This window comes from Actinoplanes sp. CA-142083 (assembly GCF_050942195.1).
Lineage (GTDB): Bacteria > Actinomycetota > Actinomycetes > Mycobacteriales > Micromonosporaceae > Actinoplanes.
Map to the genome: position 1 here is coordinate 8,593,343 of NZ_CP192076.1, position 25,943 is coordinate 8,619,285.

Consider the following 25,943-nt stretch of genomic DNA (forward strand, 5'->3'; position numbering starts at 1 on the left):
CGCGCCGCGGCCCGAACCCACCAGTTAGCCGTCTGACTCACCTCGGCCGGCTCGGCGGTCAGGGCACCAGGAGCACCCGGCCGATGGTGGCGCGGTCCTCCAGCAGCCGGTGCGCCTCGGCGGCCTCGGTCAGCGGCAGGGCAGCCCGGACGTCCGCGCGCAGCGTGCCGTCCGCGAGATACCCGGCCACCTCGGCCATCTCGGCCCGGGCCTCCGAGGGGCGCGCGGCACGCCACGCGAGCAGGGAGAACCCGGTCACGGTCCGGAGCCCGAAGAGCGATCGGATCGGCACCTCGACCAGGTCGCCGCTCGCGGCGCCATAGACGACGGCTCGTCCCATCGGGGCCAGCAGGTCGATGCCCTCGCTCAGCACGGCGCCACCGACGGCGTCCAGGACCAGGTCGACACCGCCGGGCGCCGCCGCCCGAACCCGCTCGGCCCAGTCGTCGGCGGTGTAGTCGACGGCGACGTCGGCGCCGAGATCGAGGGCATGCTTCCGCTTCTCCGCGGTGCTGGCGGTGGCGATGACCGGTCCGGCGCCGAGCAGTTTCGCCAGTTGGATGGCCAGGGCACCGATGTTCCCGGCGCCGGAGTGGATCAGGACGGTCTCCCCCGGAGCGAGATTGCCGGCGCGCAGCACCCGCAGGGCGACCGGTCCGGCGACGGTCAGCAGGCTGGCGGGTCCCGGCCCCAGCCCGTCAGGCACGGGCGCCAGCCAGGCGGCATCGGCGAGCACGAAGTCCGCGTACGCGTCGGGATCGACCAGTGCCGTGACCCGGTGGCCGACCTGTCCCGGGTCGACGCCGGGCCCGACCGCTTCGACGATGCCGACGACGTCGCCGGTCGGCGAGCCGGGCAGCGGCCGGTAGAAGATCGAGCCGGCGTTCGCCCGGATCTTCGTGTCGACGTAGTTCGCGCCGATCGCCTCGGCGCGCAGACTGACCTGCCCCGGGCCGGGCTCGGGCGGCTCGGTCTCCTCGACGGTGAGCACCTCGGGGCCGCCGTACTCGTGGTAGCGGACGCGTCGCATGACTACCTCCTGGTAAACTGGACCAGCGGTCAACTTTGTTGACCGTAGAGCATAAGTTGACCGTCAGTCCAGTTAGTCGAGGAATCTCATGCCCGAACGCGCCGACGCGGCCCGGAACCGGCGCGCCATCCTGCTGGCGACCGAAGAGCTGCTGACCAGGCTTCCGCCGGAACAGATCTCGATGGAGCAGGTCGCCACCGCGGCCGGCGTGGGCAAGGGCACGGTCTTCCACCGGTTCGGCAACCGGGCCGGGCTGATGCGGGCCCTGATGCAGGAACGCGCCATGGTCCTGCAGCAGGCCGTGGTGGACGGGCCACCCCCGCTCGGCCCCGGCGCGCCACCCCGGGAACGGTTGCTCGCCTTCGTCGACGGCGTGATCGAGGTCGTCTCGCGTAACAAGGGGCTGCTCGCCGCCCTGGATCACGCGGACGCGGTCGTGCAGGCGAGGATTCCCGGCGAGGAACCGCCGCCGCTGCACGCGCTCTGGCATCGGCACATCGCCGATCTCGTCCACGACGCCCGTCCCGAGCTGGATGCCGACGTCATCGCGCACCTGCTTCTCGCTTCGCTGCACAGCGACCCGATCCAGCGTCTGCTGGCGACCGAGGGCGGCGCGGAGAGGGTCGCCGGCGGGCTGAAGACGATCATCAACGCCGTTTTTGTCGGACCCCGGGGCTAGCGTCCGGCTCATGGCACTTTCGAGAGAAGAACGCGAACAGTTCCTGGCCGCACCGCACATCGGCGCGCTCTCGGTGGTCGAGAGGCCCGACCGCGCGCCGCTGACCGTGCCGATCTGGTATCAGTACGAGCCCGGCGGCGAGCTCTGGGTGCTCACCGCGCCCGACGCGCGCAAGACCCGGGCGATGGAGGCCGCCGGCCGCTTCAGCATGATGGCGCAGCGCACCTCGCCGACGATCCGCTACGTCTCGGTGGAGGGCCCGCTGACCCGCAAGGCGCCGTGGAGCGCCGAGCTCTCGCGCGAGATGGCCGAGCGATACCTGCCTCCCGACAAGGTGGAGGCCTACCTCGAGTACGAGCGCACCCAGCTAGGCGAGCACATCGCCGTCTACATGCGACCCGAGCACTGGCTCTCCACCGACCTCGGGCCCGGCTAGAGACGCTCGTAGGGCTGCCAGGCGGAGCCATCCCACGCCTTGTGGTAGATCCCACGGTCGGTCCCGGTTACGAACAGGTCCAGCCGCCCGGGCGCCCACGAGACCACCGGGCCGGCCGGGCGCGGCGCCGCCGCGGGCGCCGGTTGCAGCCAGCCGGCGAGCGCGGCCACGTTCATCCGCAGGATCTCCATCGCCAGGTCGTAGTCGAGGTGGCCGAGCACGTCGTCGGCGGAGTGGATGTGGTGGTTCGCGCTGTCGTTGCCCTCGATGGTCAGCACGGCCGGCACGCCCGCCTGGATGAACGGCACGTGGTCGCTGGCGAACGGGTTGAGCGAGGTCTCCACCCGTAACCCGGTGTAGGTGGCCGCGGCCGTGGCCAGGTCGTCGATCAGGCTCTGCGAGACCGGCGCGCCCTCCAGCAGGACGGCGTTCTCCGGGCCGTTCCGCGTCGCGATCATGTCCATGTTGAGGACGGCGCGGATCCGCGATCGCTCGGCGGCCGACAGCGAGGCGACGTACTGCTTGCTGCCGAAGAGGCCCTGCTCCTCGCCGCCGAAGAGGATCAGCCGGAGCGTGTGATTCCAGGCCGTCCCGGCCAGCAGGCGGGCCAGCAGCAGGACGCCCGCCGAGCCGCTGCCGTTGTCGTCGGCGCCGGGCGCGTCGGCGGCCGGGCCACCCGCGATGTTGATCGAGTCGAGGTGGGCGGTCACCAGCACCACGTCCGGCGACGCCGCCGCCTTCTCGGCGATGACGTTGGCGCTCCGGCCACCGCCGACGGTGACCGGGAAGCGGGAGGTGGTGTAGCCGAGCGCGGCCAGGGCGGCGGCCGCCCGATCGGCGGCCTGGCCGAAACCGGCGCTGGTCGAGTGACGGGTCGGCAGCTGGGCCAGCCAGGTGGTGTCCGCCTCGTAGGGCGGCCTCGACACCGCCGCCACCAGGCCGGCGACGACCGGATCGACGCGGCCTGGAGTCCGGGGCGGGCGATCCACCACTGTGGTGCCGGGCAGCAGCGGCTCGACGCGCCAGCAGGTGTCCTCCTTCTGGCGCAGGGTCTTGCCGCCGTCGATGACGAGGTGGCGGCCGTGGTCGAGCAGGACCGGGATGCGCGGGTGCGCGTCCTGGAAGGCGGGCCCGACCTGGGTGACCAGCGAGAGCTCGGAGCGGGCGAGGCGGGTGGCGCCCCCGTCGAGGCCTTCCGAGGCGGGCCCTTCAGACGCGGGGCCTTGCGTTGCGGGGCTGGCGGGCGACCACACGATCACCTCGTCGCCGATCCGGGCACTGTCTTCCCGGGCGTGGGCGGCGCGGCCGGCCGGCAGCACCGCCCATCGGGTCCCGGTCATGACGCGCTCCCGGGACGGATCTCCAGCCGGTCCGGCTCGACCAGCGTCACCTCCAGCACCCGCTGCCCGGCGGGCGTGGTGATGTGCAGCCGGCCCGGGGCGGCCGGCTCCCACCGGCCGGGCCGGGCCTCGTTGGCGTCGCCGCGCCCGATCGCCCAGTCGATGTAGGTGCCGTCCGGCCGGAACTCGATCCCGCGCCGCCCGCGGGCGGGCGGGAAGTCGTAGCCGTCCGGCCGGTAGACCTGCACCCCGTCGTGGTCCTCCTCGTAGGAGTGGGTCCACCGGCCCTGCGGCAGGCCCGTCGCCTCGGTCATCTCGTGACTCCTTCCCGGCCGGCCGACGGGCCGCCCTGCCGCTCAGCTCTTTGCCGCTGCCAGGGGCGCCAGCGTCGCGCCGTTGCCGGGCATGGCGACCGGCACGGCCTCCGCCGACGGCGTCAGCTCGGGCGCCGTGCGGAAGTCGCTGATCACTCCACCCAGGTATTCGTAGCCGGTCGTCGACGGTCCCCAGGCAGTGCCGTCCCACCACTTGTGGTACAGCGCCGAGTCGGTGCCCTCGACGAAGACGTCGAGCCGGTTCGGGCCCCAGGAGACGACCCGCGGTTCGCCGACGATGACGCCGCCCAGGTATTCGTACCCGGTCGTCGACGGTCCCCAGGCGTTGCCGTCCCACCACTTGTGATAGAGCGCCGAGTCGGTGCCGACCACGAAAACGTCCAGCCGGTTCGGTCCCCAGGAGACCACCGCGGGCCGGCTCGCGCAGACGCCGCCCATGTATTCGTAGCCGGTGACCGACGGTCCCCAGGCGTTGCCGTCCCACCACTTGTGGTAGAGCGCCGAGTCGGTGCCGATCACGAAAACGTCGAGCCGGTTCGCCCCCCACGACACGGCCGTCGGCGGTCCGATGCACACCCCGCCCATGTATTCGTAGTCGGTGACGCCCGGTCCCCAGGCGTTGCCATCCCACCACTTGTGGTACAGCGCCGAGTCGGTGCCGATCACGAAAACGTCGAGGCGGTTGGGCCCCCACGCGACGACGTCCGGCTCCTCGATGCAGATGCCGCCCATGTATTCGTAGTCGGTGACCGACGGTCCCCAGGCATTGCCGTCCCACCACTTGTGATAGAGCGCGCGGTCGGTTCCCAGGACGAAAGCGTCCAACCTGTTCGGCCCCCACGACGCCACGGCCGGGCCTTCGAGGCAGATGCCGCCCATGTATTCGTAGTCGGTGACCGACGGTCCCCACGCGTTACCGTCCCACCACTTGTGATAGAGCGCGCGGTCGGTTCCCAGGACGAAAGCGTCCAACCTGTTCGGCCCCCAGGAGGCCACCTCCGGACCCTTCATGCAAACTCCGCCCATGTACTCGTAGCCGGTGACGGACGGTCCCCACGCGCTGCCGTCCCACCATTTGTGGTAGAGCGCGCGGTCGGTGCCGAGGACGAAGGTGTCCAGCCGGTTCGCGCCCCAGCTGACCACCGGGCCGGCCGGGACGGGGTTCTGCTGGGTGATCGCCAGCGACGACCGGACCCCGTCGATGCACGCCTCCATGCGGGCCGCCTGGCCCTTGGTGAACATCACCATGACCGGGTCGTCGACGTAGTCCATGTAGTTCATGAACAGGTCGCCGTTGGGGCCGTTGTTGCAGGTGACGTGCGGGAACGTCGGCACGCCGGTGTTCGCCCCGCCCTGGTTGGGGGTGTCGTCGACCTCGTCGGTGCCGCCACAGCCGGTGCCGTCGTCGCCCCAGATGTGGAACAGGTTGAGGAAGTGGCCGATCTCGTGGGTCGCGGTGCGTCCGAGGTGGAACGGCGGGGTCGCCGTGCCGATGTTGCCGAACGCGCTCTGCAGGATCACCACGCCGTCGGTCCCGGCCGGGCCGCCCGGGAACTGGGCGTAGCCGAGCAGGCCGCCGCTGAGCCGGCCGGTCCAGATGTTCAGGTACTTGTCGGCGGGCCAGGCGTCGTGACCGCCGGTCGCCGCCCGCTTGATCTTGTCGTCGTGCGTGAACGAGTCCACCGTCGTGGCCGTCCGGGTGATGCCGTTCGTCGGCGCGCCGCTCGGGTCGGTGGTCGCCAGGAAGAATTCGATACGGCAGTCGGCCACCAGGTTGGCGAAGACGCCCGGTACCGTGCCCACGTCCGTGTTCGTCGCCCGGAAATCATGATTCAGCACGTCGATCTGACTTTGGATCTGCGCGTCGGAAATGTTCTGCGCGGCGGTTTTCCACACCACGTGCACGACGACCGGAATGCGGACGACGCCCGTGAATCGCGGCTGCTGGTCGATGCCGACCAGGCTCCGGGTGAGGTTCTCGATCGCCGCCCGGGCCCGCCTGTACTCCGCCGACTCGGCCAGCAACCGGCGGTGCACGTCCATCGTCGCGCAACGCCGGCGCGGCATGTCCTCGGTTGTCTCGCCGGGGCCGGGCCCGCTCGCCGCCGGCCCACCGCCGGCCGGCGTCTGGCCCGCCGGTGTACTGCCGGTCATGCCGCCACCTCCCGGCATGCGACCGCCCGCGGCCCCGCGGGCGCCGTTGCCACTCCCGTTGACAGCGCCCCGCATCGCCGACCCCGGCATTCCGGCCGACCCGGGCTTGGCCCGCATCGCGCCGCCCGGCATGCCCTGACCCTGGCCGCCCTGACCATGCCCGCCGCTAGGGCCGCCCTGACCCTGCCCGCCGCTAGGGCCGCCCTGACCCTGGCCGCCGCTAGGGCCGCCCTGGGCGCCCTGCCTGCTCTCCCCCGCCATAGCGCCGCCGGTCCGCGCCGAGCCGTCGTCGGATCCGTCCGCCTTCCGCCTGCTTGCCATCTTTCCTCCTCGGATCGACGCGATAAGCGCAGCCGAATTGACCATGGCAATTCGCCGGCGCCGCACTTGTCGCGCGATCCAGGAGAAATACAATCCTCCTGCTCACAGCCGATACTCAGTCACTTGGCCGACACCCGGGGCGACCGATCAAAGAATCAATAAAATGCCTTATTCGAAATTGTCTATGCCTCATGCGAGCCATTATCGATCAGATCAAATCGGCAAGCTCCCGATCGAGCAGCCCGGTCAGGTGGTCGTGGCGGCCGTCGGCGATCGGGATGCCGCGGCTGGGCCCCTCGGCGATCATCAGCACGTAGAGGTGGACGCGGTACAGCGCCAGCCGGATGCGGGCCGACTCGTCGAACGGCGCCGGCCGGTAACCCGCCACGAACGGGTGGCCGGGGATGTCCTCGATGCGGCGCATCAGCGCGGGCGAGACGAAATCCAGGAGCGGGTCGCCGTAGAGGTACCGCTCGCCGTCGACCAGGCCGGTCAGGGCGCCGTCCGGGCCGGCCAGGACGTTGCCGTCCCACAGGTCGAAGTGCAGCAACGCGGGACGGGTCACGGTCGCCAGCACGTCGCGGTGGCGGGCGACCACCCCGTCCAGCGGCGGCAGTGGGACGTTCCAGTCGGCGGCGTCCGCTCGCAGCGCCTCGATGATGGCCTCGAAAGCCGTCGGCCAGTCGTCGCCCGAGGGGCGGTCGCCGGTGTAGCCGAACCGCGGGCCGGTGATCTGGTGAACCTGGGCGATGCAGGCGCCCAGCTGCTCGCGAGCTTTGGGAGAGTCCTGGGACGCGAGCGGGATGCCCGGCAGGAGCGTCGTGATGATCCAGGCCGGATCGGCCGAGACGGCGAGGACCGTGGGGACCGGCACCCCGGGGGCCTGCGCGGCGATCATCTCGAAGTACTCGGCCTCGGCGGGGATCAGGCCCTGCTCGTACCGGAGCATGCGAGCCGACGGCGCCGGTCCTGCCTTGACCACCACCTGTCGTCCGTCGGCCAGGTCGGCCCGCCAGACGGCGGCGAAGGTGCCGCCGGAAAGCTCCTCGGCGCCGGAGAGGCCGACGCCGAGCGCGCTCTCGACGATCGGCGCGATGTCCTCGGCGGACAGATCAGGCTGGGTAGGGCTGCGCATGATCAGACTGTAGAGGCCGGAACCCGATCAATGAGCGACGGCGAGCGCCGGCTCGAGCGGCTGCTCCACCGGGAGCCGGCTGGGCCGCACGACCAGCCACAGAACCGCCGAGGCCGCCACCATTCCGCCGAAGACCACGATGGCCATCCCCACCGCGCCGACGCCGAGCATGCCGACCAGCGGAGCGGCCAGCGCGCCCACGCCGAACTGCACCGCGCCCAGCAGCGCCGCCGCCGTGCCGGCCGTCTCGCCGTGCCGGGACAGCGCGATCGCCGGCGCGTTCGGCATCGCGAGGCCGACCATGGCCAGCACGAACCATAGCGGCACCAGGATTCCCGCCAGCCCGAACAGGCCCGTCGTGGCGAGCACCAGCAGAACAAGGCCGCCGCCGACACCGGCCAGCAGCGCGCCGCCGAGGATCTGCTGCGGCGTCCACCGGCGCAGCAGCTGGACATTCAGTTGCGTCGCTCCGATCAGGCCGATCGCGCCGCCCGCGAAGACGAACGCGAACTGCTGCTCGCTCATCCCGTACTCGTCCTGGAATACGAAGGAGGAACCACTCACGTAGGCGAAAAGCGCGGCCATGGCGAGCCCCGCGACGAGGATCAACCCCACGTACACGCGATCGGTGAAAAGCCGGCCGTAATCACGCAGCGTGCCCACCACCCCGCCGCCGCGGCGTGCCGCCGGCGGCAGCGTCTCCGGCAGGATCAACGCCGTCACCGCCATGATCACCACGCCCACGACGGTGAGCACCACGAACACGCCGTGCCACGACGACCACCGCAGCACCAGGCCGCCCACGGTCGGCGCGAGGATCGGCGCCACCCCGACGACCAGCATCAACCGCGACAGCAGCTTGGCCGCCGCCAGGCCCGAGTAGAGATCGCGCACGATCGCCAGCGCCACCACCGAGGCCGCCGCCGCGCCCAGGCCCTGCAGGACGCGCAGCGTGCCGAGGACCGCCAGGTTGGGCGCGATCACGCAGAGCACGGACGCCAGCACGTGCACCCCGATGCCGGTGAGTAGCGGCAGTCGCCTACCCAGCGCGTCCGACAATGGACCGACCACCAACTGCCCGAGACCCAGCCCGATCAGCGTGCCGGTCAGCGTGAGCTGCACCGACGCGGGCGACGCGTGCAGGTCGTCGGTGATTTTCGGCAGCGACGGAAGGTACATGTCGATGGTCAGCGGCCCGAGCGCGGTCAGAAAACCGAGCACGAGGACGAGCGGAAGGCGGCGTCTCTCCACACCACCGACAAGTTGCCCGCGCTGCGCATTCTTCCGCTCGGACGGGAATGGTTAGAGTGCTCACATCTCGTCCAAATGCCGGAAAATCATTTGCCTTTCTTCATGACGAACGGGCGCAGTAGTCCGTAGAGCTGAGTGTCGTTCACCGCGCTGTAGAGGCTGTCGCCGTCGGCCAGGAACACCACGCTCGGGCAGTTGCCGTCCGCGCCGGTGACGGGTTTGTCGAGCAGCTTCCGCCCGGTCGCGACCTCGTAGAGCCGCACCCGGTAGACGCCCTGATCCAGCGCCACCGTCGCCGGCGTCCGGTCCGAATATTTGCAGGTCCGCAGCCGCTTGCCGGCCTTCGCCAGATCGACGCAGGCGACCAGCTGCGACTTGGCCGCGTTGTCCGGCGTCCAGGCCCGCCAGATCGACTCGCGCTGGTCGGGCACGCGCACCGCGCTGAGCATGTGCCGGCGCGGCGCCAGCACCGAGTCGACCACCCCGACGGAGATCTGGTGCGGCGCTTTGCCCGCGAACTTGGGCGACTGCGGGTAGTACGACCCGTCACAGACCCGCCCGAGATCGCCGCCGGCACGCACCGGGTAGGTGCTGGGCCCGGTGGGGGCGCTCGCCGAGCCACCGGCCGACGCCGCCGGTCCCGGCCCCGGCGAGGCGCCGGCGCCCGCTTGCCCGTTCGCGAGGCTGTCGCCGGAATCGCCGAAGTCGACAACTTGCGCAAGGGCCGCCCCAAGCAACACCAACGCACCGACCACGGCCAGCACCGCGACCATCCACGGCGACAGCCGCCGCCGCGCCGGCGCGGGCTTGGTCGGGCCCAGTTGCGCCGTTTTGCCGGCCGGTGCCCCCGTTTCTTTCATGGCGGTCCTGTCGTCCTTCGGTGGTGGACCGCGAACTCTATCGAATGACGGCGATTCCCACGCGCCGCGGTCAGCGCCGGGCGGGCAGGGCCTGCACCACCGCGGCCAGCACCAGCGACATCCCGATCAGATAGACGAGCCCATGCTGGAACGCCCCGGCCACCCCGTGGTCGAGCGCGCCGAAATAGACGACGCCGATGATGCCCACGCCGAGCGCGCCGCCCACCTGCTGTGTGGTCGTGAGCAGGCCCGATGCCTGGCCGGCGTGGTGCGGCGCGACCCGGGCCAGGACCGTGCCCATGATCGGGGCGAGGGCGAGTCCCATGCCGAAGCCGTCGACCGCCAGCACCGGCGCCAGCACGCCGAGCGGAGCCTCGATCGCCACGAGCCCGAGCAGCACCAGCAGCGCGCCGGCCCGGGTGATCCCGCCGAAGGCGATGGCCTGTCGCCCCCACCTCCGCGCGAACCGCGGCGCCAGCAGCGAAGCGGCGAGATACCCCGCCCCGATCGGCGCGAACAGCAGGCCGGCCCCGAGCGCGCCGAGCCCGCGGCCTTGCTGGGCATACAGGGCGAAAACCAGGAAATATCCGGCCATCGTCATGGTGAAGGCCAGCTGCGCCACGAGGCCGACGACCACCGCCGGCTCCCGGAACAACGAGGGGTCGATCAGGGGATGCGGTTGCGGCCTTTTCCCGTACGCGTAAAGCAGCGCGACCGCCGCCACGAGCGAGACCCAGGTCCACGCGGGCCAGCCTTGCTCGCGCCCCTCGATCAACGGCAGCAGCAGCCCCACCAGCGCAAGCGTGAGGAGAGCCGCCCCGCCCAGATCAAGCCGCGCGCCACTGCCGCTGGGAACGTCGCGCGGGACCGCCCGCGCAGTCAGCGCCAGCGCCGCCACGCCGATCGGGATGTTGATCAGGAAGCAGGCGCGCCAACCCAAGCCGCCGGGATCCAGGTGGATCAGGAACCCGCCGACCAGCTGACCGAAAACGGCCGCGAGTCCCATCGTCGTGGCGTACGCGTTGATGGCCCTGGTCTGGCTCTCGCCCTCGAAGCTGGTGCGGATCATGGCGAGGACCTGCGGCACGAGGAGCGCCGCCGCCAGGCCCTGGGCGACGCGGGCGGCCACCAGCGACGCCGGCCCGGCCGCAATGCCGCAGGCCAGCGACGCCACGGTGAACAGCGCGACCCCGGTGGCGAAGACCCGGCGCCGGCCGAAGCGGTCGCCCAAGCGGCCCCCGAGGATCAGGCCGGCGCCGAAAGCCAGGCCGTAACCGGCCACGATCCACTCGACCGCGGCGGGGCCGGCGCCCAGGTCGCTCCGGATCGTCGGGATGGCCACGTTGACGATGAAGAAGTCGAGGACGGTGATGAAGACGCCGCTCAGGACCGTGGGCAGGAGCAGGCGGCTCGGTGTGGATAGAACGTTCGGTCTACTGAGTGTCATGGGAAGCAGTAGATAGAACGATTGATCTACTGTCAAGGCCGTGTCAGGATGGCGGGCATGACCACGGTGCGCCCGGGCCCCCGGGAACGTCTGCTGGAAGCCGCCCGCGAGGTGACCTACGCACAGGGCGTGCACGTCGGCGTCGACGCGATCCTGTCCCGCGCCGATGTCGCGCGGCGCTCGCTCTACCAGCACTTCGGCGGCAAGGACGGCCTGATCGCCGAGATGCTGCGGCAGGCGTCGAACGAGCACCGCTACCGCGAGGTCATGGCCGCGGCCGGCGACGACCCCCGCGACCGCGTGCTGGCCGTGTTCGACGAGCTAGACGTGGTCACGTCACGGCCGGCCTTCCGCGGGTGCCGCTACACGGCCGCCGAGCTCGCGCTGTCCGATCCCGATCATCCGGCGCACGCGGAGATCCGCGGCTACAAGGACCGGCTGCACGAGCTGTTCACCGAGGAGCTCGCGAAGATGGGCAAGCCCGATCCGGCCGGCGAGGCACTTCAGCTGCTGGTCCTGATCGACGGTGTCCTGGCGCATGCGGTGACCCGCCCCGACACCCACCCGGCCAGGGCGGCCAAGAAGACGGCCGCCCTGATCCTGGACAACTAGCGGCGCACGGCGAGCGCGAGGAAGTGATCGTCGGGGTCCTCGTAGAGGGTGAGCTCCCACCCCGCCGCCGCCAGCAACGGCCCGAGGTTCTTCTGGTTCAGCGGCTCGTCCGGCCGCAGCTTGCGGCCGTGCCGCGCGGCCAGCGCGATCCGGCCCGAGGGGTGGAAGATCATCAGGCGGCCGCCGGGCCGGGTCACCCGGGCGAGCTCGGCCAGCCCGGCCGCCGGGTCGGGCAGGTGCTGCACCAGGCCGGCGGCGAAGACCAGGCCGGCCACCGCGTCCGGCAGCGGCAGGCGGCGGGCGTCGGCGAGCACCAGGCCCGCGCAGTCGCCGCGGCCGGCGTCCCGGGCCGCCTCCAGCATCGCCGGCGTCACGTCGAAGCCGAGCACGCGTCCGGTGGCCCCGACGGCGGCGGCCAGGGCGGGAAGGGCGCGGCCGGTGCCGCAACCGACGTCGAGGGCCAGCTCTCCGGGGCGCGGCACGGCCGTTTCGACAGCTTTCGCGTACGCCGGCATGTCGTCCCCGAAACGCTTGTCCCAATCCGCGGCGCGGGCGCCGAAGAAGGCCCGGCTCTCGGTCAAATACCAGCGCTCGGGGTCGGCCAGCCGGGGGTGCACGTGCCGGATGACGGGCCATTCCGGATCGTGGTGGTCGATCACCACCTGGGCGCGCCGCTCGCCCTCGCCGTTGCCGCGGCGGCCGCTGCGCAGGTACACGATCACGCGGTCGGCGGCCGGTTCCAGCACGTTGACCGCCGAGTCGACGCGGCCGCCGGCCGGGCCGCTCAGCCCGAGGACCGCGTCCACCGTCCAGGCTCGCGCGGACGGCGGGAAGGCCTCGGCCAGCCGCGCGGCGAAGGCGGCGGCCGCGCCGTGGTCGCCGCCGTCGACGATCACGGTGAGGGGCGCCCGCGGCCCCAGCACCTCCGCTAGAAACCCGGTGACCTCGGCGATCCGTTCCGGCACGCCGTCCAGCATGCCGGTGGCGGCGTGAGCTACGCAACGGTTCCGCATCTGCGAGTCACACGGCCTACATTCCCTCGCATCTGCGGCCTTAGGGTGGTCGCGTGACGACGTACCGCATCGGGGAGGCGGCGGAACTGCTCGGGGTCAGCGTGGACACCGTGCGCCGCTGGGTGGATTCAGGACGGCTGAGCGCCGGCCGCGACGAGCACGGGCATCGCAGCATCGCGGGGCCCGACCTGGCGCACTTCGCCCGGTCGCTGGCCGACGAGCCCGACCCGGGGGCGCGCCGCTCGTCGGCGCGCAACCGCCTTCCCGGCATCGTCACCGCCATCGCCCGCGATTCGGTGATGGCGCAGGTCGACATCCAGGCCGGGCCGTTCCGCGTGGTCTCGCTGATGAGCCGCGAGGCCGTGGACGAGCTGGGGCTGGAGGTCGGCTCGACGGCGGTTGCCGTGATCAAGTCGACCACGGTGGTCGTGGAGCGAGGGGATGAGAAGTGAAGAAGATCCTGGCCGCGCTGGCGTTGACCGCCATGGTCGCGGCCTGCGGCGACAACGCGACCGAAACCCCGGCGGCCTCGGCCTCGGACAAGATAACCGGCAATCTCACGGTGCTCGCCGCGGCTTCGCTGACCGAGTCCTTCAATCAGATCGGCAAGGACTTCGAGGCCGCCAACCCCGGAGTCAAGGTCACTTTCTCGTACGGGGGAAGCAGCGGTCTAGCCCAGCAGATCACCTCGGGCGCCCCCGCTGACGTGTTCGCGGCCGCGAGCCCGGCCACCATGAAGACCGTCACCGACGCCGGTGACGCGGCCGGCGACCCGGCCGTTTTCGTCAAGAACCAGCTCGTCATCGCCGTACCCAAGGGAAATCCGAAAGGCGTCAAGGGGCTCGCCGACCTGACCAAGTCGGGGGTGAAGGTGGCGCTCTGCGCCGAGCAGGTCCCGTGTGGCGCGGCGGCCAAGAAGGCGCTGGCCGCCGCCAACGTCAAGCTCACGCCGGTCACCCTGGAGCAGGACGTCAAGTCGGCCCTGTCCAAGGTGAAGCTCGGCGAGGTGGACGCGTCGCTGGTCTACCGCACCGACGCCAAGGCGGCCGCCTCCGACGTGGAGGGCATCGAGTTCCCCGAGTCGGCCGGCGCGATCAACGACTACCCGATCGTGGCGCTCAAGAACGCGCCGAACGCCGCGGCCGCGGCCGCGTTCGTGACGTACGTGCGGAGCGAGCCCGCGATCAAGGTGCTCACCGACGCAGGGTTCCAGAAGCCCTGAGCAAGCGCCGCCGTTCCAAGGTTCCGCCGGCCCTGGCGATCCCCGCCATCGCCGGGCTGGCGTTCCTGGTCCTCCCCCTGTTCGGGCTGCTCTGGCGGGCGCCCTGGTCGACGTTGCCGCAGCAGCTGACCGAGCCGGGCATCCTCGCGGCGCTGCGGCTCTCGCTGGTGACGGCGTCGCTGGCCACCGTGGTGTGCCTGCTGTTCGGCGTGCCGATGGCCTGGGTGCTGGCCCGCGCCGAGTTCCCGGGCCGCCGTTTCGTGCGCGCGCTGGTGACCGTGCCGCTGGTGCTGCCGCCGGTGGTCGGCGGCGTCGCGCTGCTGCTGGTGTTCGGCCGGCGCGGCCTGGTCGGCGGCTGGCTCGACGCGACGTTCGGGATCAGCCTGCCGTTCACCACGGCCGGCGTCGTGGTGGCCGAGGCGTTCGTGGCGATGCCGTTCCTGGTGATCAGCGTCGAGGGCGCGCTGCGCGGCGCCGACGCGCGCTACGAGGAAGCCGCGGCGACGCTCGGCGCCTCCCGGTGGACGGCGTTCCGCCGGGTCACGTTGCCGCTGATCGCCCCGGGCGTCGCGGCGGGGGCCGTGCTGTGCTGGGCGCGGGCCCTGGGCGAGTTCGGGGCGACGATCACGTTCGCCGGCAACTTCCCCGGCCGTACGCAAACCATGCCCTTGGCCGTTTATCTCGCCTTGGAACAAGACGTGGACGCGGCCATCGTGCTGAGTCTCGTGCTGCTCGTCGTTTCCGTCGGCATCCTGGCGGCGCTGCGCGACAAGTGGGTGGCGGCGTGATGCTCGAGGCTCATCTCGTGGTGCGGCACGCCGGGTTCACGCTCGACGTCGAGCTGGCGGTCGCGGCCGGCGAGGTGGTGGCGCTGCTCGGTCCCAACGGCGCGGGCAAGACCACGGCGCTGCGGTCGCTGGCCGGGCTGACCGACCTCGACGACGGGCACGTCACGGTCGACGGCGCCCGGCTCGACCGGGAACCGCCCGAGCGCCGCCGGATCGGCGTCGTCTTCCAGGACTACCTGCTGTTCCCGCACCTCACGGCCCTGGACAACGTGGCCTTCGGTCCCCGGTGCCGGCGCGTGCCGCGCCGGGAGGCTCGCCAACAGGCCCGGGAGTGGCTGGTCCGCGTCGGGCTGGCCGATCACGTACGGAAAAAGCCTCGTCAGTTGAGCGGCGGCCAGGCCCAGCGTGTCGCCCTCGCCCGCGCGCTGGCCGCGGAGCCCAAGCTTCTGCTGCTCGACGAGCCGCTCGCGGCGCTCGACGCCCGCACCCGGCTGGACACCCGGGCGCAGTTGCGCGGGCACCTCTCGTCGTTCCCCGGCGCGACGGTCCTGGTCACGCACGACCCGCTGGACGCGCTGATGCTCGCCGACCGGCTGGTGATCGTCGAGGACGGCGCGATCGTGCAGTCCGGCGACGCCGCCACGATCACCGCCCAGCCGCGCACCGACTACGTGGCCCGGCTGGTCGGGCTCAACCTGTACCGCGGGCAGGCGGACGGGACGACGGTCGCGCTTCCGGGCGGATTCGCGCTCGTCACCGCCGTACGTCTGGATGGTGATGCCTTTGTTGCCTTTCCGCCCTCCGCGGTCTCGCTCTTCTCCGGCCGCCCCGACGGCAGCCCTCGCACCACCTGGCCGGCGACGGTGACCGCGATGGCCCGGCACGGCGACGTGCTGCGGATCGAGCTGTCCGGGCCGATCGCGGTGGCGGCGGACGTCACACCCGCGGCGGCGGTGCAGCTTGAACTCGCCCCCGGACGTGAGGTGTGGGCCACCGTCAAGGCTCAGGAGGCGACGGCCTACCCGGCTTGAGAGTTAGGTTGGCGCTCATGGAGGCACTCGAGCTGACCGACTACCGCGCCGCCGTCGCCCGGATGTACCTGGAGGCCGCCGACCTCAAGGACTTCCGCGCCCGGCGGGACGAGTTGTTCGCGAACCATCCGCAGTCACCCTTGCAGGACCGCGCTTCCTTCGCGGGGCTGCGCTATTTCCCCTTCAACTCCTCGGCCATCGTCGAGACGGTCGTCGAGCCGGCCTCCGGCGAGATCGACATCGACACCGGCGGGCCGGACGGGGTCGTGCACTACAAGCGCGTCGGGGTGCTTGCGACGTCGTTCGGCTCGCTGTCGCTGTGGTGGATTTCCGCGTACGGCGGAGGGCTGTTCCTGCCGGTGCGCGACGGCACCTGCGGGAAGACCACGTATGGGGGCGGGCGCTATCTGACGGACACGGTCAAGGGCACGCATGGGCGCGGCCTCACGCTGCTGGGCGGTGACCGGGTGCGGCTCGACTTCAACTACCTGTACAACCCGTCGTGCGCTTACAACGACGCTTGGCTGTGCCCGTTGGCGCCGCCGGAGAACCGGGTGTCCGAGCCGATCGAGGCCGGCGAGCTCAGCTACCACTGAGTCTTCTTCTTTCCAGACCCTCGAGCATGACGTCGAGGGCGAAGGCGAACTCGCCGTCGTCGTCGCAGCCGCCGAGGGGTCCGTCGTGGGTGACGGCCGTGGCCAGCTCGACGATGTGCGGCATGGTCGCGGCCCACCCGGCGACCGCCTCCGGCGGCGGGGCGGTCTCCGGATCGTCGTCGAAGAGGTCCTGGCTGAAGCCGAGCACCCGGCTGCCGAACAGGTGGATCGCGTGGTGACCCAGGTCGACCGAGCAGCCGCCGCCCCGCATGATCGCCAGGACCCGCTCGAGGTGGAGCATCACGGCCGGCGTGGGGGTGTCGCGGCCCTCCAGCACACGGGCCGCCCAGGGGTGCCGCACCATCGTGGCGCGGGCCGCCATGACCAGCTCTCGTAGCTGCTCGGTCCAGCTTCCGGACTTTCCGGCCGGGCTGATCCGGGCGACGACCGCGTCGGCCATCTCGGCCAGCAGGGTGTCCTTGTCGCGCACGTGGTAGTAGATCGACATCGGGTCGACCGCCAGGTGCTGCGCCAGCCTGCGCATGCTGAGCCCATCGAGGCCCTGGGCGTCGGCCAGGGCGATCGCCTCGGTGACGATGCCGTCCTTGGTCAGGCGCTTGGTCGTACGCGTCGTCTCGTTGCTCGCACGTCGTGGCACTCCCCGATCCTACTTGTTCTCCTACGCCGTAGGGTTTACTCTACGACGTAGGTCTACACCGTAGGAGGAACCCAAGATGCTCCCGCCTCGCTGGTTCGTTCGAAGCGCCTGGGTGGCGCACAAGCTGCTGCTCCGCGTCACTTCCGACCGGGGCCTGCACCCGCCGACGCCCGAGCGCTGCGGCATCCTGCGCCTGCACACCGTCGGCCGCCGCTCGGGTGAGCCGCGGGCGGTCGTGCTGTGCTACATCGAGGACGAGGGTCGCCTGGTCACCCTGGCCATGAACGGCTGGGATCCGGCCGATCCGGCCTGGTGGCTCAACTTGAAGGCGCGGCCGTCCGCGACCGTGGACACCGCCGGCGGCCCCCGCGCGGTGAGCGCCTCGCGGGCCACCGGCGCCGAGCGGGACCGGCTCTGGGCCTACCTGCACTCCGTCAAGGGATACGGCGACCTGGAAGAGTCTTCCGCGCGCCGAGGCCGGGAGACGGCGGTCGTGGTGCTCACGCCGGAGGCCTCCAATTGATCACCTTAATGGTCGTTAAGGAAGATCCGCCAGCGTCGTTCCGCGCGCCTCGGCAAAGTTAATTCATGGCTATCGATTAGTTCACCCGATGAACGGACCCTCGGGTCATCCCCGCCTAGGAGGCTTCGATGACTCGCCGTTTCCTCGTCGTCCTGCTCCTCGTCACCGCTGCTCTCTTCCCCGCTGCCCTCTTCTCCGCCGGCGCTGCTTACGCCGCCGACAGCAAGGCCACCGTGCTCGCCCGCTGGACCCAGACCAGCGCGGCCGGCTACAACGAGTGGAACGCCGCCCGCAACAACCGCGCACCGTGGGCGTCGTACAACTTCGACTGGTCGACCGACTACTGCTCGTCGAGCCCCGACAACCCGCTCGGGTTCACCTTCGACCTCTCCTGCTGGCACCACGACTTCGGGTACCGCAACTACAAGGCGATCGGCACCTTCAGCGCCAACAAGTCGCGCCTCGACGACATGTTCTACGCCGACCTCAAGCGGGTCTGCGCGACCTACAGCTCGGTCTCGCAGGCCGCCTGCAACAGCCTGGCGTGGACGTACTACCAGGCCGTGAAGATTTTCGGCTCGGTGGCCGCGGTGAAGCAGTCCGATCTGGACCGCGCCGCGGCTCTGCTGCCGGCCGCTTGATGGTGGAGGCCGGGCGCTCTCGCGTCCGGCCTCTTCATTGCTCATTGCTCATTGCTCGTTGCTCGTTGCTCGTTGCTCGTTGCTCATTGCTCATTGCTCGTTGCTCATGGCTTAGGCGAAGGGGAAGCCCGACCAGCTGTTCCAGCCGTTCCACCCGTTCCAGCCGTTGTTGAACGGGAAGTCGTTGTCGAAGAAGAAGTCGTTGTCCCGGACGACCCAGCGGTGACCGTCGTAGTCGCAGTCGGCCGTCAGCGCCCACATCCCGTCGTGCGGCCCGCTCTCGACCTCGTCGCAATAGGCGTCGTCCCAATGGCCCACCCGTTCGCCGAAGTCGGCGACCGCATCACAGTCGGACTCATCGTCGAAGTAGCCGATCACGTCATAGTTGTCGTGCGAGTGCCCCGGACTGGCCTGAGCCGGCCCCGCCGCGAGCCCGCCGGCCAGGAGACCAGCGCCGATCAGTACGGACAGTCGAGCGGTGGCTTTCATCTCGGTTCCTCCCTGGTGTTGAAATGTCCCGATCAGGGCACCACCTCAGCGCCAGGAAAACCCAGGAACGAACCTTTTACCAGATTTATCGCGATGAAGTGGGAGAATGACGGCTACTGCCCCATTCGGTCAGACCACGACTGCGTGCCGGCGAGATTGACCGCGCCACCCTTCAACACCGCCCGATAGGCCGCCCGCGCCACCCGCGCACCCCAGGTCGAGCGCGGCCCGCCGTATTCCGCCGCGTCCCCCTCCGGCGGACACACCACGCACACCGCGTCGGTGGCGGTGCCGGTGGCGGCCAGCCCAAGATCACGGATCGCCTGCGCCTTGGCCTCGGTAATGGTCGCGACCGCGTTCACCAGCGCCGCATCACCGAGCCGCTGCGGCACCCACACCACAACGTTGACCGTCCCCGGCTCGGGCCGCCCCGAACTTGATGATTTGCCGCGCTCCCCGCGCCGCAACTCACCATCAGGCTCGGGCCGCCCCGAACTTGATGATTTACCGCGCACCCCGCGCCGCAACTCACCATCGTGCAGGCCGCCCGGCCTTGATGAGTTTCCGCTCGCTCCGGACGCCAGCTCATCATTGATGAATTGCCCCGCCTCGTCGGCCGCCGCCTGGACGGGAGCGCCGAGCCCCACCGTCGCCCAGAGCCGCACGCCCTCGTCGGTCTCGGCCACCACGTCCGCGACGTCGACCCCGGTGAGCAGCCCGACCCCGGGCCCGGATAACCCGAGACCGGCCGCGAGCTCGCCGAGGTGCGCCGCGGGATCGTCCCGGTCGTAGGACATCGGAACGCTAGCGTTGACCACCCACCGGCACTCCCCGATGCCGCCCCCGAGAACGGCCGACGATATCGACCGCGCCGGCGCGGACAGGCGCCACACCAGCAGCGGGATGTCGTGGCCGCCCTCGAGGCGGTGGGTCAGCGTTGGTTCTCCGAGCACCCGATGAGCCTAGGACCCGCCGGGTCGCTTACGAGGCGGGCCGCCCCTCTCCCGGCGAGCAGGGCAGCGAGCGACGCGCCGGCCACCGTCAAGCCGGCCAGCAGGAACGCCGGTGACGGGCCGAGCTGGTCGGTGACCAGGCCGGCGGTGGCGGCGCCGAGGGCGCTGCCGGCGTTGGCGGCCACGTTGATCCAGGTGCCGGCCTCGGTGGACTGGCCCGTCGGCGTCAGGTCGTCGGCGGCCAGGTAGGCGACCACATAGAGCGGGGCGAGCGCCAGACCGGCCACCGCCATCACCGACCCGAGCGCGACCAGCCCGGGCGCGACGGTCGCCGTCAGCAGTCCGGCGGCCAGCAGGGCGAGCAGCCCGGCGAAATGCTGGGAACGCGCCCGGCTGTGCCGCCGCCGAGACCAGAGCAGTCCGCCGACCACGCTGCCGACCCCGACCGCGCCCTCCAGCAACCCCGCCGCGCCGGGACGCCCATGCGACTGAGCCACGGCGGCCATGCCGGTGTAGGCGACGCTGATCCCGGCGCCGGTCAACAGCAGCACGGCAAGCACGCCGAGCAGGCCCCGCGACCGCAACGGACCCGGGTCGAGCAGGCGGAGCAATCGACGACCAACGTCCGGCACGGCAACGTCAGACTCAGCGACGCCAGCGGAAGCGGGCGCAACTGGCACAGAGGCGAGCGCAGGCGCAGGCACGGCGGGCGCAGGCGCGGCGGGCGCAGGCGCGGCGGGCGCAGGCGCGGCGGGCGCAGGCGCGGCGGGCGCAGGCGCGGGCGCGGCGGGGGCGGTCGAGAGCGGCGCGGCGCGCAAGGCAGGCGCGGCAAGAACCATGCCAACGGTGCCGATCAGGAGGAGGCCCGCCGTAAGCAGCAGCGCCCACCGCGCCGGCGCCACCGCGATCAGCAAGCCGGCCAGCACCGGCCCGACCAGGTACAGCGTCTCCTCGGCGATCGAGTCGAGGGCGTACGCCCTCTCCTTGAGCGAACTCCCCTCCGTGAGCGACCGCCAGGTCGCCCGCATCGCCGGCCCCAGCGGAGGCGCCGCCAGCCCGGCCAGCCCCACGAAGACCACGGGCCACGGAGTCAGCGCGGCAGCCCCCAGGAACAAGGCGCACAACAGTGCCATCCACGGAAGCAACCGAAGATAGCGGGCCTTCAACGGCAGGGTGATCGAGGCCAGCCCGAAGAGGGCCAGGGCCAGCCCGGCGGCGGCGTACGAGCCGGTCGCCTGCTGGATGGTGAACAGGGTGGCTAGCGGGAGGAGGCCGTACGCGAGCCGGCCACCGAGCGCGGGCACGAACGTGCGCGACGCGGACGGCAGCTGCAGGACAGCACGGTAACTCCCCGCCGCGGCGGGGCGAGGCATGACGGGAACTCCAAGGAATGCGCAGACGGAAGGAGGCGGTGACGAGCGCCGTCCTTACGGGGGTGTCTGCGACATGCCGAAGATCCTACTGCCAGTCGGCGGCGAGCACAGCCCAGATCTCGGTGTCGTGCCGCACGCCCTGCCACGGGTAGTTCTCGCGGAGCGTGCCCTCGAGCTTCATCCCGAGCCGGCGGGCGACGTTCGAGCTGGCCATGTTGTCGGGGCGGCAGTGCCATTCGATGCGGTGCAGCCCGCGTACGCGGAAGGCCCAGTCGATCAGCACGCGGGTGGCGGTGGTGATCAAGCCGCGCCCGGTCGCGGCGGGCTCGAGCCAGCAGCCGACCTCGGCGATGCCGGAATCCGCGTCGAAGGAGACGAACATGGTGCCGCCCACGAGCGTCTCCCCGAGCCAGATGCCGTAGAGGCGGCCGGCGTCGCGGGACTGCAGGTCGGCGTAGCGCTGGAGGGTGGCGCGGGCGCCGTCGAGGTCGGGGCTGCGGCTCGCCCACGGGATCCACGGGTCGACGGTGGCGCGCGCCCTGTCCATGTGGGCCAGGAACTCGGGGGCCTGCCAGGGCTCGAGAGGCCGCAGCGTGGCGCCGCCGCCGAGATCTACGGAGAACACCCGGGAAGCCTACGTCCGGCGTGCAGGCAGACTTCGCCTCCGGTCCACCCATAGACCACGATCGTCCAAAAAGATTCACCTCGGTCGATCGAGAAGAGGGCAGACCATGGTGATCAAAGCAATCGTGGCAGGCGTGCTGGCGGCTGGTCTCATCGCCGCTCCGGCGAACGCGGCGCCGAGTCGAGCAGAGCTGGCCCTTCGCTGGGCGCCCATCCACTACCAGGACGTCGACGCCACCGGATCGCACGCGCTGTCGGGAAAATCGGACTTCATCACACGGTACGACTACGACGGCAACCTGATCGGCAAGGACAACTGGGACCACGCCGGTCAGAGCACGCAGGCCGCCGCCTATTACGCGGTCACCGAGACCAGCACGCACTGGTTCATCACGTACTTCTTCTTCCACCCCCGCGACTGGGTCGACCACCCGTTCTTCGAAACCGAGCACGAGAACGACGGTGAGGGCCTCACCGAGATCATCGAGAAGGACGGCTCCACGTACGGAATCCTGCGCGCGGCCGTCACGGTCGCGCACAGCGACTTCTACTCCTACACCCCGTCCGGCAGCACCTGGACCAACGGCAAGGAGTCGATCGACGGGACGCTGCAGCTCAAGGCGTCCACGCATGACTCCTTCCAGCACCCGGTGACCGCGCAGGAGGCGAAGGGGCACGGCCTCAAGGCCTGGCCGCAGTACGACATCAACGGCGACGGCATCGTCTACTACCCGTCGCTGACGGCTTCCGAGTCGCCGAGCGGCGCCGACGACCGGGACGTGCAGTACCAGCTGATCGACATCTTCGCGAGCGGCGGCATGTGGGCGCAGCGCACCAACGCGAGCCTGTTCGCCAACCTCGGCACGTTCGCCGGCGACACGTCGGGCGACTGCGGCGTGGGCACCTGGTCGTGCTCGACCAACTCGGCGAACGCGCCGTGGGGCTGGGACGACGGCAACGACGTGCCCGCCCGCGGCGAGATCGCGACCGACCCGGCCAAGCTGTCGGCCGAGTACTTCACGGTCCCGGGCTCGCTCTCGCGGACGTACACCTACAACCCGTACACGAGCGCCGCGGCGGCGTTGAAGAAGGCCGAGACGCTCCCGCGTGTGACGGATTAGTGCGGCTCCCCCTCGGGGCTGTAGGCCGTGAGGAACTTGTCGCGGAACTCGTTCATGGGCCACACCGGCGCGTCGGGCGCCGGTGTGAGCCCGTCGGTCCAGCCCCAGCTCTTGATCCTGTCGAGCACCTTCGGGTCCTTGGCGACGATCGAGATCGGCACGTCCTTGCTGGCGTTCTGGCCGACCACGATCGAGTTGGGCTGGTGGTCGCCGAGGAAGACCATCACCAGGTTGTCGTCGGCGTACTTCTGCACGTACGACATCAGCGTGTCCACGGAGTAGGCGATCGACGTCGCGTAGGCCTCGCGGACCCGGTGGTTGTCCTTCCAGATCGTGCCGGCGCCCTCGGCCTGCTTGATGATCGGGCCGTAGACGGACCCGTCGCCGAGCTGGTCCCACGGCAGCGTCTTGGGCAGCGGCGCCCACGGCGTGTGGCTGGAGGTCAGCGTCACCTCGGCCATCAGCGGGCCGCGGGACGTCCGGCCGTACTCGAACTTCTGCAGCTGCCGCATCGCGTACTGGTCGGGCATCGTCGACCAGCTCAGCATCGGGCCGTGGTAGTCCAGCGAGTGCACGTCGTAGACCTGGTCGTAGCCGTAGAACTGACCCTCGGGCCACGCGTACGTGACGCCGGGCTCGATGCCCACGGTGCGGAAGCCGGCCCGCTTGAACGCGCGGGTCATGGTCAGCCGGTCGGAGTTGACCAGGCTGCGGTAGCGCTGCTGGTTGTCGATCCACAGCCCCGACAGGAACGTCGAGTGGGCCAGCCAGCTGCCGCCGCCCGAGGTCGACGAGGTGAGGTACCCGGTGCGGGCCGCGAAGCCGGCCGACTTCAGCTTGGCCTCGTCGGTCCGGAGCTGGTCGAGCACGATCCCGTTGAACTCGGGGTTCTCCACGGCGTCGCGGCCGTAGCTCTCGACGAAGCCGATGATCACATCCTTGCCGCGGAGCGCGGTGAGCAGCTGGTCGTCGGGCAGGTTGCGGAACGCGTCGATCTGGACCTCGCGCTCGAACGCCTTCTGGTCGGCGATGTCCTGCGGCACCTTGAGCGCGGTGTCGCGGGCCAGCTCGGCGGCGGCCTGCGCGGCCACCGGCACGCCGCCGACGATCTGGACTCCGAGCACGGCGAGGATCACCCAGGCCGAGGCGAGGGCGAACGTGGCGTGCCGGGTGGGACGGGCATGTTCGGCGAGCACACGGCTCAATCGTCGTACGGAGAAGGCCGTGAACGCCAAGATCGCTGCTGACAGCAGAATCGCTGCCGCGGCCACCGCGAAGGCACCAAACTTGCCGATGGAGTCTTCGAGGAAGTGGTATCCGTCAATGAACAGCACCCAGTCGAGCACGGGGTCGAACTCGCGGGCCAGCACCGCGAAAAAGCCCATGTCGACGATCTTCACGATGGTGAGCAGGCCGAGCGTGAGCCCGAGCAGCGTGGCGAGCACGCGCCGCGCGCGCCCCGGGAGCGCGAGCAGCACGGCCACCGCCACGATGGCTTCAATCGGTATGCGGACCAGCGCGTTCAGCCAGAAGTTGCCGGGTGGGAGCCGCGTGATCTGGTCCGGCATGACCAGCTCGAGAAAGACGAGCAGAGCGGCGAGCGTGGTGAGCACCGCGCCACCGACATGGCGCACATGCTGCTTGATCTGGGACAACTCGGATTTCCTAACCGCCGGTAATACCTGCACTTCAGGTACACGGCGCGTCCGCGACTTCGGTTCAAGCCGGGGTCACTGTCACCACCACCTTGCCACGCGCCGCGCCCGAGTTGAGGTATCGAATCGCGTCCGGCGCCGCATCCAACGCGAACGTGCGATCGATGACCGGCCGCAACGTGCCGTCGGCGAGAAAACGCGCGAGAGCTTCGAGATCGGCGAGCTTGGGGAGCGACATCACCGGCTTGAGCCGCTGACGGATCAAAGGCGACATCGCGTACGCCCGGAGCGAGCGCTCGAAGCCTCCGAGGAACCGCCCCTTTCCCCCTTCGCCGCCCACGATCACCAGCGTGCCGGACGGCGTGAGCAGGGGCCGCAGCTCCTTGATCGGCCGATTCCCGGCGGTGTCCATGATCAGGTCGTACGGCCCCGTCACCTCGGTGGAGGCGCCCAGCGACCGGACGAAGTCGAGCTTGGACTCGCGCGCCACCCCGGTCACCTCGGCGCCGTATCCCCGGGCCAGCTGCACGATCATGTGCCCGATGCCGCCGGCGGCGCCGAAAACGAGGACCCGCTGGCCCTCCTCGACCCGCCCCCGGTCGCGCAGCCCCTGAAGCGCGGTCATCCCCGAGACCGGGGTCGCCGCCGCCTGCTCAAAGCTGACGCCGTCCGGCTTCGGCACCAGCCGGTTCTCCTTGGCCTTGGCGAATTCGGCATAGCTGCCGCTGGCCGCCACGCCGAAGACCTCGTCACCCGCCTTGAATTTCCGCACATTTCGCCCGACGGCCTCGACCACGCCGGCCACATCGCTCCCCCGCACCGGCACGCGCGGCCGCCGCAGGCCGAGGCCGAGCCGCCCGGCGGTCGGCAGGCCGGTCATGTAATGCCAGACGCCCGGGTCGACGCCGGCCGCGCGCACCCGCACGAGCACCTCGTCGTCCCCCACCACCGGAACGGGTATCTCCATGTATCTCAGCACGTCGGCCGAGCCGTATTCGTCCTGCAGGATCGCCTTCACTCGTCATCTCCTTCGGGGTAGTGGAAGACGTCGTCGAGGGGCACCCGGAAGATCCGGGCGATCTGAAAGGCCGTCTCCAGCGACGGCGAGTACCGGCCCTGCTCGATGGCGATGACCGTCTGCCGGGTCATCCCGAGGCGCCGGGCCAGTTCGGCCTGGGTCATGCCGTCGGCGGCCTGCCGTAGTTCCCGGATCGAGTTGGTGATCCGGGTCGGCTTCACCACGCGCGCCGGCCCGGCAGCCCGTATCGGTAGGCGCAGACTTTCGCAACGGTGCCGAAGACCGCGGAGAGGACGAAGCCCAAATAGAGCGCGTTCGCGATCCAGAAGTAACCGGCTTGTGTGAGGGCCAGGATCAGCGCGATGACGCCGCCGAGCACGATGAAGGCCTGGCCGATGTTGTCGCCGAAGACGGCGATCTCGCGGTCGCGCTCGTCCTTGGGCTCGTGCGGCCCGCGCATCGTCACCGCGATGTGCAGCAGGATCGACACGACGATCGAGCCGACCACGACGGCGACCAGGATCGGGGCGTAGGAGAGGTCGGTGAGCAGGAGGAGCAGCAAGTAGGTGGAGTAGGACGCGATCGCGACCGAACCGAGGATCCAGGATCTCTTCTCTTCGCTGGACATGCCTCGACGG

General features: G+C 70.7%; 29 protein-coding genes. 11 read left to right on the forward strand and 18 right to left on the reverse strand.

Going from position 1 to position 25,943, the window contains the following annotated elements; all coding sequences use genetic code 11:
• Positions 1 to 58 precede the first annotated feature (58 nt).
• The gene (locus ACQPZX_RS39315; protein ID WP_433367276.1) at positions 59 to 1,030 is read right to left on the reverse strand and encodes a quinone oxidoreductase family protein; all 972 of its coding nucleotides are present in this window, start codon (positions 1,028 to 1,030) and stop codon (positions 59 to 61) included.
• An 88-nt stretch (positions 1,031 to 1,118) separates the two neighbouring features.
• Between ACQPZX_RS39315 and ACQPZX_RS39320 the strand changes: the two genes are divergently transcribed.
• Both ACQPZX_RS39320 and ACQPZX_RS39325 read left to right on the forward strand, forming a co-directional pair.
• Positions 1,119 to 1,709 carry a TetR/AcrR family transcriptional regulator gene (locus ACQPZX_RS39320; protein ID WP_433367279.1) on the forward strand — a complete coding sequence of 197 codons (591 nt, stop codon included), beginning with the start codon at positions 1,119 to 1,121 and terminating at the stop codon, positions 1,707 to 1,709.
• A 10-nt stretch (positions 1,710 to 1,719) separates the two neighbouring features.
• Positions 1,720 to 2,145 carry a pyridoxamine 5'-phosphate oxidase family protein gene (locus ACQPZX_RS39325; RefSeq protein ID WP_433367282.1) on the forward strand — a complete coding sequence of 142 codons (426 nt, stop codon included), beginning with the start codon at positions 1,720 to 1,722 and terminating at the stop codon, positions 2,143 to 2,145.
• Here the strand turns inward: ACQPZX_RS39325 and ACQPZX_RS39330 are convergent.
• The 7 genes from ACQPZX_RS39330 to ACQPZX_RS39360 all read right to left on the reverse strand — a co-directional run bounded on the left by ACQPZX_RS39330 (position 2,142) and on the right by ACQPZX_RS39360 (position 10,988).
• Positions 2,142 to 3,485, reverse strand: a complete 1,344-nt coding sequence (locus tag ACQPZX_RS39330) for a M20/M25/M40 family metallo-hydrolase (RefSeq protein WP_433367285.1) — start codon at positions 3,483 to 3,485, stop codon at positions 2,142 to 2,144. The two genes, ACQPZX_RS39325 and ACQPZX_RS39330, sit on opposite strands and share 4 nt — an antisense overlap.
• Positions 3,482 to 3,799: a hypothetical protein gene (locus ACQPZX_RS39335; RefSeq protein ID WP_433367287.1), complete on the reverse strand. Its 318-nt coding sequence runs from the start codon at positions 3,797 to 3,799 to the stop codon at positions 3,482 to 3,484. The genes ACQPZX_RS39330 and ACQPZX_RS39335 overlap by 4 nt, the downstream gene beginning before the upstream one ends.
• Before the next feature lie 42 nt (positions 3,800 to 3,841).
• The gene (locus tag ACQPZX_RS39340) at positions 3,842 to 5,974 is read right to left on the reverse strand and encodes a M43 family zinc metalloprotease (protein ID WP_433367290.1); all 2,133 of its coding nucleotides are present in this window, start codon (positions 5,972 to 5,974) and stop codon (positions 3,842 to 3,844) included.
• Positions 5,975 to 6,503: 529 nt separating this feature from the next.
• Positions 6,504 to 7,430 (reverse strand): phosphotransferase, encoded by a 927-nt coding sequence (locus tag ACQPZX_RS39345; protein WP_433367293.1) that lies wholly within the window; start codon positions 7,428 to 7,430, stop codon positions 6,504 to 6,506.
• A gap of 27 nt (positions 7,431 to 7,457) precedes the next feature.
• On the reverse strand, positions 7,458 to 8,651 hold the full coding sequence (locus ACQPZX_RS39350) for a multidrug effflux MFS transporter (RefSeq protein WP_433367296.1): 1,194 nt from the start codon (positions 8,649 to 8,651) through the stop codon (positions 7,458 to 7,460).
• A 116-nt stretch (positions 8,652 to 8,767) separates the two neighbouring features.
• A complete protein-coding gene (locus tag ACQPZX_RS39355; protein WP_433367299.1) occupies positions 8,768 to 9,541 on the reverse strand; it encodes a hypothetical protein in 774 nt (257 codons plus the stop codon).
• Between the two features lie 70 nt (positions 9,542 to 9,611).
• Positions 9,612 to 10,988, reverse strand: a complete 1,377-nt coding sequence (locus ACQPZX_RS39360; RefSeq protein ID WP_433367302.1) for an MFS transporter — start codon at positions 10,986 to 10,988, stop codon at positions 9,612 to 9,614.
• Between the two features lie 57 nt (positions 10,989 to 11,045).
• Here ACQPZX_RS39360 and ACQPZX_RS39365 point away from each other — a divergent pair, with 57 nt between their 5' ends.
• Positions 11,046 to 11,600 carry a TetR/AcrR family transcriptional regulator gene (locus ACQPZX_RS39365; protein WP_433367304.1) on the forward strand — a complete coding sequence of 185 codons (555 nt, stop codon included), beginning with the start codon at positions 11,046 to 11,048 and terminating at the stop codon, positions 11,598 to 11,600.
• On the opposite strand, the gene ACQPZX_RS39370 is transcribed toward ACQPZX_RS39365, so the two are convergent.
• The gene (locus ACQPZX_RS39370; RefSeq protein WP_433367307.1) at positions 11,597 to 12,565 is read right to left on the reverse strand and encodes a class I SAM-dependent methyltransferase; all 969 of its coding nucleotides are present in this window, start codon (positions 12,563 to 12,565) and stop codon (positions 11,597 to 11,599) included. The two genes, ACQPZX_RS39365 and ACQPZX_RS39370, sit on opposite strands and share 4 nt — an antisense overlap.
• 101 nt (positions 12,566 to 12,666) lie before the next feature.
• On the opposite strand from ACQPZX_RS39370, the gene ACQPZX_RS39375 reads away from it, so the two are divergent.
• From ACQPZX_RS39375 to ACQPZX_RS39395, 5 genes are read left to right on the forward strand one after another with little or no spacing between them, the layout of a single operon-like run.
• Positions 12,667 to 13,065: a TOBE domain-containing protein gene (locus ACQPZX_RS39375; protein WP_433367310.1), complete on the forward strand. Its 399-nt coding sequence runs from the start codon at positions 12,667 to 12,669 to the stop codon at positions 13,063 to 13,065.
• A gap of 32 nt (positions 13,066 to 13,097) precedes the next feature.
• On the forward strand, positions 13,098 to 13,835 hold the full coding sequence (modA, locus tag ACQPZX_RS39380; RefSeq protein ID WP_433385713.1) for a molybdate ABC transporter substrate-binding protein: 738 nt from the start codon (positions 13,098 to 13,100) through the stop codon (positions 13,833 to 13,835).
• Positions 13,832 to 14,623, forward strand: coding sequence for an ABC transporter permease (locus ACQPZX_RS39385; RefSeq protein ID WP_433385716.1), 792 nt, complete (start codon positions 13,832 to 13,834; stop codon positions 14,621 to 14,623). Before modA ends, ACQPZX_RS39385 begins: the two co-directional genes overlap by 4 nt.
• Complete coding sequence (locus tag ACQPZX_RS39390; RefSeq protein ID WP_433385719.1) at positions 14,623 to 15,654, forward strand: ABC transporter ATP-binding protein; 1,032 nt, start codon at positions 14,623 to 14,625, stop codon at positions 15,652 to 15,654. Before ACQPZX_RS39385 ends, ACQPZX_RS39390 begins: the two co-directional genes overlap by 1 nt.
• Before the next feature lie 17 nt (positions 15,655 to 15,671).
• Complete coding sequence (locus ACQPZX_RS39395; protein ID WP_433367312.1) at positions 15,672 to 16,250, forward strand: DUF1684 domain-containing protein; 579 nt, start codon at positions 15,672 to 15,674, stop codon at positions 16,248 to 16,250.
• On the opposite strand, the gene ACQPZX_RS39400 is transcribed toward ACQPZX_RS39395, so the two are convergent.
• Complete coding sequence (locus ACQPZX_RS39400; RefSeq protein ID WP_433367314.1) at positions 16,237 to 16,908, reverse strand: TetR/AcrR family transcriptional regulator; 672 nt, start codon at positions 16,906 to 16,908, stop codon at positions 16,237 to 16,239. The two genes, ACQPZX_RS39395 and ACQPZX_RS39400, sit on opposite strands and share 14 nt — an antisense overlap.
• 76 nt (positions 16,909 to 16,984) lie before the next feature.
• On the opposite strand from ACQPZX_RS39400, the gene ACQPZX_RS39405 reads away from it, so the two are divergent.
• Both ACQPZX_RS39405 and ACQPZX_RS39410 read left to right on the forward strand, forming a co-directional pair.
• On the forward strand, positions 16,985 to 17,431 hold the full coding sequence (locus ACQPZX_RS39405) for a nitroreductase/quinone reductase family protein (protein WP_433367317.1): 447 nt from the start codon (positions 16,985 to 16,987) through the stop codon (positions 17,429 to 17,431).
• A gap of 128 nt (positions 17,432 to 17,559) precedes the next feature.
• Entirely contained in the window at positions 17,560 to 18,072 is a 513-nt protein-coding gene (locus ACQPZX_RS39410) for a phospholipase (RefSeq protein ID WP_433367320.1), read from the forward strand.
• A 111-nt stretch (positions 18,073 to 18,183) separates the two neighbouring features.
• Here ACQPZX_RS39410 and ACQPZX_RS39415 read toward each other — a convergent pair whose 3' ends face one another.
• The 4 genes from ACQPZX_RS39415 to ACQPZX_RS39430 all read right to left on the reverse strand — a co-directional run bounded on the left by ACQPZX_RS39415 (position 18,184) and on the right by ACQPZX_RS39430 (position 21,512).
• Positions 18,184 to 18,561, reverse strand: coding sequence for a hypothetical protein (locus ACQPZX_RS39415; RefSeq protein WP_433367322.1), 378 nt, complete (start codon positions 18,559 to 18,561; stop codon positions 18,184 to 18,186).
• Between the two features lie 113 nt (positions 18,562 to 18,674).
• Positions 18,675 to 19,514: an adenosylcobinamide amidohydrolase gene (locus ACQPZX_RS39420; protein ID WP_433367325.1), complete on the reverse strand. Its 840-nt coding sequence runs from the start codon at positions 19,512 to 19,514 to the stop codon at positions 18,675 to 18,677.
• Positions 19,493 to 20,887, reverse strand: a complete 1,395-nt coding sequence (locus ACQPZX_RS39425; RefSeq protein WP_433367328.1) for an MFS transporter — start codon at positions 20,885 to 20,887, stop codon at positions 19,493 to 19,495. Before ACQPZX_RS39425 ends, ACQPZX_RS39420 begins: the two co-directional genes overlap by 22 nt.
• 85 nt (positions 20,888 to 20,972) lie before the next feature.
• Complete coding sequence (locus ACQPZX_RS39430) at positions 20,973 to 21,512, reverse strand: GNAT family N-acetyltransferase (RefSeq protein WP_433367331.1); 540 nt, start codon at positions 21,510 to 21,512, stop codon at positions 20,973 to 20,975.
• A 106-nt stretch (positions 21,513 to 21,618) separates the two neighbouring features.
• Between ACQPZX_RS39430 and ACQPZX_RS39435 the strand changes: the two genes are divergently transcribed.
• Positions 21,619 to 22,632 (forward strand): hypothetical protein, encoded by a 1,014-nt coding sequence (locus ACQPZX_RS39435; RefSeq protein ID WP_433367334.1) that lies wholly within the window; start codon positions 21,619 to 21,621, stop codon positions 22,630 to 22,632.
• Here the strand turns inward: ACQPZX_RS39435 and ACQPZX_RS39440 are convergent.
• The 4 genes from ACQPZX_RS39440 to ACQPZX_RS39455 all read right to left on the reverse strand — a co-directional run bounded on the left by ACQPZX_RS39440 (position 22,629) and on the right by ACQPZX_RS39455 (position 25,933).
• Positions 22,629 to 24,287, reverse strand: coding sequence for a sulfatase-like hydrolase/transferase (locus tag ACQPZX_RS39440; protein WP_433367337.1), 1,659 nt, complete (start codon positions 24,285 to 24,287; stop codon positions 22,629 to 22,631). The genes ACQPZX_RS39435 and ACQPZX_RS39440 overlap by 4 nt on opposite strands.
• Before the next feature lie 64 nt (positions 24,288 to 24,351).
• On the reverse strand, positions 24,352 to 25,305 hold the full coding sequence (locus ACQPZX_RS39445) for an NAD(P)-dependent alcohol dehydrogenase (protein WP_433367340.1): 954 nt from the start codon (positions 25,303 to 25,305) through the stop codon (positions 24,352 to 24,354).
• A complete protein-coding gene (locus ACQPZX_RS39450; protein WP_433367343.1) occupies positions 25,302 to 25,529 on the reverse strand; it encodes a helix-turn-helix transcriptional regulator in 228 nt (75 codons plus the stop codon). Before ACQPZX_RS39450 ends, ACQPZX_RS39445 begins: the two co-directional genes overlap by 4 nt.
• Positions 25,523 to 25,933, reverse strand: a complete 411-nt coding sequence (locus ACQPZX_RS39455; protein ID WP_433367346.1) for a hypothetical protein — start codon at positions 25,931 to 25,933, stop codon at positions 25,523 to 25,525. The genes ACQPZX_RS39450 and ACQPZX_RS39455 overlap by 7 nt, the downstream gene beginning before the upstream one ends.
• Positions 25,934 to 25,943: the final 10 nt, after the last annotated feature.

Coding starts and splice junctions, on each gene's coding strand:
- ACQPZX_RS39315 (WP_433367276.1), bottom strand. CDS start 1,030: ATGCGACGCGTCCGCTACCACGAGTACGGCGGCCCCGAGGTGCTCACC.
- ACQPZX_RS39320 (WP_433367279.1), top strand. CDS start 1,119: ATGCCCGAACGCGCCGACGCGGCCCGGAACCGGCGCGCCATCCTGCTG.
- ACQPZX_RS39325 (WP_433367282.1), top strand. CDS start 1,720: ATGGCACTTTCGAGAGAAGAACGCGAACAGTTCCTGGCCGCACCGCAC.
- ACQPZX_RS39330 (WP_433367285.1), bottom strand. CDS start 3,485: ATGACCGGGACCCGATGGGCGGTGCTGCCGGCCGGCCGCGCCGCCCAC.
- ACQPZX_RS39335 (WP_433367287.1), bottom strand. CDS start 3,799: ATGACCGAGGCGACGGGCCTGCCGCAGGGCCGGTGGACCCACTCCTAC.
- ACQPZX_RS39340 (WP_433367290.1), bottom strand. CDS start 5,974: ATGACCGGCAGTACACCGGCGGGCCAGACGCCGGCCGGCGGTGGGCCG.
- ACQPZX_RS39345 (WP_433367293.1), bottom strand. CDS start 7,430: ATGCGCAGCCCTACCCAGCCTGATCTGTCCGCCGAGGACATCGCGCCG.
- ACQPZX_RS39355 (WP_433367299.1), bottom strand. CDS start 9,541: ATGAAAGAAACGGGGGCACCGGCCGGCAAAACGGCGCAACTGGGCCCG.
- ACQPZX_RS39360 (WP_433367302.1), bottom strand. CDS start 10,988: ATGACACTCAGTAGACCGAACGTTCTATCCACACCGAGCCGCCTGCTC.
- ACQPZX_RS39365 (WP_433367304.1), top strand. CDS start 11,046: ATGACCACGGTGCGCCCGGGCCCCCGGGAACGTCTGCTGGAAGCCGCC.
- modA (WP_433385713.1), top strand. CDS start 13,098: ATGGTCGCGGCCTGCGGCGACAACGCGACCGAAACCCCGGCGGCCTCG.
- ACQPZX_RS39390 (WP_433385719.1), top strand. CDS start 14,623: ATGCTCGAGGCTCATCTCGTGGTGCGGCACGCCGGGTTCACGCTCGAC.
- ACQPZX_RS39395 (WP_433367312.1), top strand. CDS start 15,672: ATGGAGGCACTCGAGCTGACCGACTACCGCGCCGCCGTCGCCCGGATG.
- ACQPZX_RS39405 (WP_433367317.1), top strand. CDS start 16,985: ATGCTCCCGCCTCGCTGGTTCGTTCGAAGCGCCTGGGTGGCGCACAAG.
- ACQPZX_RS39410 (WP_433367320.1), top strand. CDS start 17,560: ATGACTCGCCGTTTCCTCGTCGTCCTGCTCCTCGTCACCGCTGCTCTC.
- ACQPZX_RS39415 (WP_433367322.1), bottom strand. CDS start 18,561: ATGAAAGCCACCGCTCGACTGTCCGTACTGATCGGCGCTGGTCTCCTG.
- ACQPZX_RS39425 (WP_433367328.1), bottom strand. CDS start 20,887: ATGCCTCGCCCCGCCGCGGCGGGGAGTTACCGTGCTGTCCTGCAGCTG.
- ACQPZX_RS39435 (WP_433367334.1), top strand. CDS start 21,619: ATGGTGATCAAAGCAATCGTGGCAGGCGTGCTGGCGGCTGGTCTCATC.
- ACQPZX_RS39455 (WP_433367346.1), bottom strand. CDS start 25,933: ATGTCCAGCGAAGAGAAGAGATCCTGGATCCTCGGTTCGGTCGCGATC.